This is a genomic window from Rhizobium sp. PDO1-076 (genome assembly GCF_000247475.1).
GTDB lineage: Bacteria > Pseudomonadota > Alphaproteobacteria > Rhizobiales > Rhizobiaceae > Allorhizobium.
The window spans coordinates 1-4,732 of sequence record NZ_AHZC01000140.1 but is presented as its reverse complement, the minus strand read 5'-3'; the positions used below and the strand labels follow the sequence as shown (position 1 = coordinate 4,732).

General features: G+C 62.3%; 4 protein-coding genes. 3 read left to right on the top strand and 1 reads right to left on the bottom strand.

The genetic code is table 11. From position 1 onward, the window contains the following. Positions 1-781, bottom strand: a 781-nt coding sequence (locus PDO_RS09960) for a DUF1173 family protein (protein ID WP_007601207.1), incomplete at its 3' end; no start/stop codon positions are given. Between the two features lie 425 nt (positions 782-1,206). Here PDO_RS09960 and PDO_RS09955 point away from each other — a divergent pair. The 3 genes from PDO_RS09955 to PDO_RS09940 form a co-directional block, all read left to right on the top strand. Continuing rightward, positions 1,207-2,277 carry an IS110 family RNA-guided transposase gene (locus PDO_RS09955; RefSeq protein WP_007601204.1) on the top strand — a complete coding sequence of 357 codons (1,071 nt, stop codon included), beginning with the start codon at positions 1,207-1,209 and terminating at the stop codon, positions 2,275-2,277. A gap of 282 nt (positions 2,278-2,559) precedes the next feature. After that, complete coding sequence (locus PDO_RS09945) at positions 2,560-3,597, top strand: DUF7146 domain-containing protein (RefSeq protein ID WP_007601202.1); 1,038 nt, start codon at positions 2,560-2,562, stop codon at positions 3,595-3,597. Positions 3,598-3,975: 378 nt separating this feature from the next. Further along, positions 3,976-4,732: DUF2493 domain-containing protein (locus PDO_RS09940; protein WP_007601200.1), on the top strand; the 757-nt coding region annotated here is incomplete at its 3' end.

Here is a 4,732-nt window from a genome sequence, read left to right as displayed (position 1 = left end):
AGCGCGCGGCGAGACGCCGCCATGCACCCTCCTCGATCATCAGTGGAAACGGCATGTGCCGCACGACGATCCTCTGCCCCTCACGCGCGGTGGAAAGCTCCTTTACTTCGGCGACGATCATCATCAGCTTGCGTGGACCCGAGCCGGCCGCCTGCACGCCCTTGAGCACCGCGGCGCGCCGGGCGGCGATCCCATCCTTGTCCGCGGGATGAAAGACTTCCGGCACAAAGAGCATGTCCCCTAGCGTAGCGCCTCTTGCCGTCATCTGCGCGGCCGCATTGAGAAGGCTAGCTCGAACCCGGCCCCAGCCGCGTCGGCCTGCCCAGGTCGAACGCCATTCCGTCAGCTCGCCCGCCTCCCAGAGGTAATGCAGCATCGCCCGCAGCGACAGTTTCTTTGGCTCACTTCGGATGCCGTGTTCAGGCGATTCAGCCTGTGCGCCAGGTGCCGCGCGAGGCCCGCGCTTCGTCAGCGAAAAGTCCAGCTTCAGGTTGGCCCTGCCGTTGGCATCGATCTGGATCGCATTGCCGATCAACGGGCCAAGGCCGGAAAGCTCGTAGGGAGGTTCATAGGAGGGGCAGGCAAAATCATGATCCCGTCCCGATAGCGGCATCCGCTTGATGAGATACTGGTCTTCGAACCTGGCGATGTACATCGGCACGGACGGATCTTTGCACATGCACATCGGGCGTAGTCGCTGCTCGTATGCCTGAGGGAGAAATGCCCGCAATTCAGGCGACGATTCTTCGATCACCCGAGCGTCGATCGTAAATTTTCGCACCTCTGTTCTCCCCGTTCCGTTATCAAAACTACACGGCCACCATGTGTTTTACTATCTAAAAAACAGACAGTAAAACGCCACGATGCAATGAAGCCTGCTCGGCTGAGAGGGGAGTTCGGCTAACAGAGGGACGGCGGCTTTGGGCTGGAGCAGAGGCTTTCGGCGTCGCTCATATTGGCAGAGCTCCGTGTAGTTCGGCGCAGTCTCTCCATGCCTTCCGGCTGTGAGATCGATGGCAACCAGAATTCAGAACACCTCGCCCGGCGCAAGCCGGGCTTTTTCCGTTTCAGGAGGTGGCATGAAAGATGCCTCGCCCCTCGAGAGAACGGATCGCTGATATGCCGATGATCTTGGGACAGTCACGTCTTGCGCCGTTTGGCTTATCTTTCCTTGGTTTTGACGAACTTAAGGAAGGAGAGCAAAACGTGACTGCACCCTATGATTATCACATTGGTGTGGATTACCACAAAAGCTACAGCCACCTGATTGTCCAGGATTCCCGCGGGAAGACGTTGCGATCGGGGCGAGTGAAGAACGACCGCCAGTCTCTCGGTTCGTTTCTGGAACGGTATCGCGAGAGCAGCCATGCCGTGATGGAAGCCACCCGTAACTGGATGGTGATGTACGACTGGCTCGACGACATTTGTGATGATGTCGTTCTCGCCCACCGGTTGAAGGTCAAGGCGATCGCCGACGCGAAGATCAAGACCGACAAGATCGACGCGACGGTGCTGGCGCATCTGCTCAGAGCTGATCTGGTGCCGGAGGCATGGGCTCCCGGAGACAGGGTGCGGGAGTTGCGCCTCGCACTTCGAGAGCGAATGTTCTATGTGCGGCTGCGCACGATGACAAAGAACCGGGTCGTGACCGTGTTCGACCGCTACCCGGAGCAGACGGCGCAGTTGAAGAAACTGGGTGATCTGTTCGGCAAGACAGGCCGCCAGCAGCTCGCTGCGATTGACGTTTCAGAAATCGATCGCGTCCAGATCGATCGTGGGCTTGAATTCATCGGCGACATCAATGAGCGGATCAAGCAGTCTGAAGCCACGATCCGGGCTATGACGAAGACCAATGGCAATGTGAAGCTTTTGAAGACCATCCCCGGTATCGGGGAGTTCTTCGCCAGGCTGATCGACGCCGAGATCGACGACATCGGCCGCTTCCGTAATCCGAAGAAGCTGGCCGCCTATGCCGGACTTGTGCCCTCGACCTATTCGTCGGGCGGCAAGACTTACCACAGCAAGATTATCAAGCAGGGCAACAAGTGGCTGCGCTGGGCCTTTGTCGAGGCTGTTCAGCCGGCCATCGCGACTGACCCGCAGCTTCGCGCCCAGTATGAACATCTGAAATTCAGAGGAGTGAACAAGGCGCGTGTTGCGATCGCGCGCAAGCTTTTGACGATCACCTTCCAGATCCTGCGTGACCAGCGCCCTTACGAGCGGCGCGGCACCAACAGCGAGGAAGGTCTGTCGTCGACGATATCCCGGCTGTCCTGATTGTGTTCTAGCGAGCCCGGCAGGTCCGAGCTGCGCTCTTCAGGAGAATGGGAAGCCGGGAGCCGAACGCCACTCTGTGACCGAAGCCGACAAACAGGCCGGTGTTAGGGTCACGAATTGGAGAATGGTTCAGCACCGCAGGACGGAGTAAATCCCGTTCCTGCGAACGAAGAAGATTTAGCCGATCGGCAGCGATGCAGATCTCAACACCACCGAACCCAAGGAAATGCCACGCAAACCTAGCGTTTTGCCCCTTGAGTTCTTTCATTGGAGCTGACCGTCATGTTGTCCGCTTCACAGCTGGCGGATCGTCTGGCGCGCGACGCCGAGGCGGTCTGCCGTCACTATCTCTCCGCCGGCCGCAGGGCCGGCAATTACTGGATCGTTGGTGACGTCGCCAACAGCAAGGGAAAGTCGCTCTATGTCCATCTCTTCGGCCCTCGTAAGGGTAGGTGGACGGACGCGGCGACCGGCCAGTATGGCGACCTGCTCGATCTCGTGCGGGAAACCCGCGGGCTGGTCGACTTCCGTGATGTCGCCGAGGAGGCGCGGCGATTCCTCAACGAACCCCAGCCTAGACGGGTGTCGTCACACAGGGACGATACCCTCTACAGCCATCCAACCGAAAGGCCGGCTGCGGAGCGTGCAAGACGCCTCTTCCGTATGACAGAGCCGCTTTCCGGCACGCTGGCCGACAGCTATCTGCGCCAGCGCGGCATCCTGCGCGCATCGTTGTATCCCGCGCTTCGCTTCCATCCGTCCTGCTACTATCGCGATCTTGTAACCGGCAGGGCGAGCAGTTATCCGGCGCTGATCGCAGCCGTGACCGACCAAGCCGGTACGATCGCCGGCGTGCATCGCACCTGGCTCGACCCGGATGGCGAGGGCAAGGCAAGGGTCGATGATCCCCGCCGTGCGCTGGGCGGGCTGCTCGGCAACGCCGTGCGGTTCCGCTTTCCTGTCCATGGCCTCGTGCCTGTCGTGGCGGCGGGTGAGGGGCTCGAAAGCATGTTGTCGCTCTCGCATGTGATGCCCGGTATGCCGATGGTCTCGGCGCTGACGGCCAATCACCTTGCTGCCTTCCGGCCGCCAGCCGGATGCTTGCGCCTCTACGTTGCCGCCGACGCGGATGCGGCCGGCCGGCACGGCATCGCGGGACTGAGCCGCCGGGTGCAGGCGCTCGGCATCCTGCCGCTTGTGCTCATCCCGGAACTCGGCGACTTCAACGAGGATCTGCGCCGGCTTGGACCGGACCGGCTCATCGCAAATCTCCGGGACCAACTCGCACCGGAAGACGCCTGGCTCCTTCTTCCCTCGTAGTGCGGCCGAGAAGGGGATGCCGGACGGGCCCCGGGCGTGGCTGGCAGGGCCGGTCCTGTCGGTCTCTGTCCTGGTGGGGCGCGCCTGCGGGCCTGCCGAGAGGCGACCCTTACCAGTCGGCTGTCTGGCCTTCAGCGGATCGGTCAGGTTTCTTCCCCGCGCCGGCTTTTTAGTCCGCATCGGCTGTCCCGAAAACCGGTTCCCAGTTTTCGGGCCGATGCGGCAGCCGGCGCTCCTCGCGGGTCAAGAAACCCTCCCTCAACCGCCCGGCGCTGCGCTGGCCCGTTTCGCTGCGCTAGCGGTTCCGGCCTGCCCGCCGCCCGGACAGGGATCGCCGTCAGGCCGCGAGAGGCGCGGCCCAAACCGACGGAGACCATTATGAACCTGACCTTGTCCCTCGACGACACCTTCGAACCCGACCACGCGTCTTCCCCGACCGACCGCGTCATCTACGAGATGCAAGTCTTTGGCTACCGCCCCTTCCAGGACGAGCCGGATCCTCGTCCGCTGCCCGAGGAGCCAATGGTCCAGTCGGCGCTGACCGCGATGTTCTCCGCGATGTTCGAGATGCTCAGTGACACGCGGTTGGAGCCCGATCTCGAAGACCTCCTCTGGTCGACGGTCAATCTCTTTCACCGCGCCGGCGAACGCATCCAGCGCGAGCTTCAGCGCAACGAGGACGCCCAGCGCACCGGCCAGCGCGAGCAGGACGGCTCGGAAGTGAAAAGTGTCGAGCTTGAGCGCCATGTCGTCGAGGGCATTACACTCCTCGAGCGCCGCAACGCCTTCGAATTCATGCGCGACTACGCCGCCGATCTCTTCGAGGCGCAGACCGGCTCGGCATGGCGGCCGCGCACCGGCTCGAAGGTCAACCACGCCAACATGACCGCGGCGATGATCGATAGCAGAGATTTCCTCTCTGCTCGCCGGCACGCCGAAAACGCCGTGCTGGTCCCGACCGGGACCAAGATCGCCTTCAGCGGCGGCATGGACTACAATGATCACGACCGGATTTGGGCCGCGCTGGACAAGGCCCATGCCAAGCACGCGGACATGATCCTGCTGCACGGCGGCTCGCCGAAAGGCGCCGAACGCATCGCCGCCTGCTGGGCCGAGGCCCGCAAGGTCCACCCAG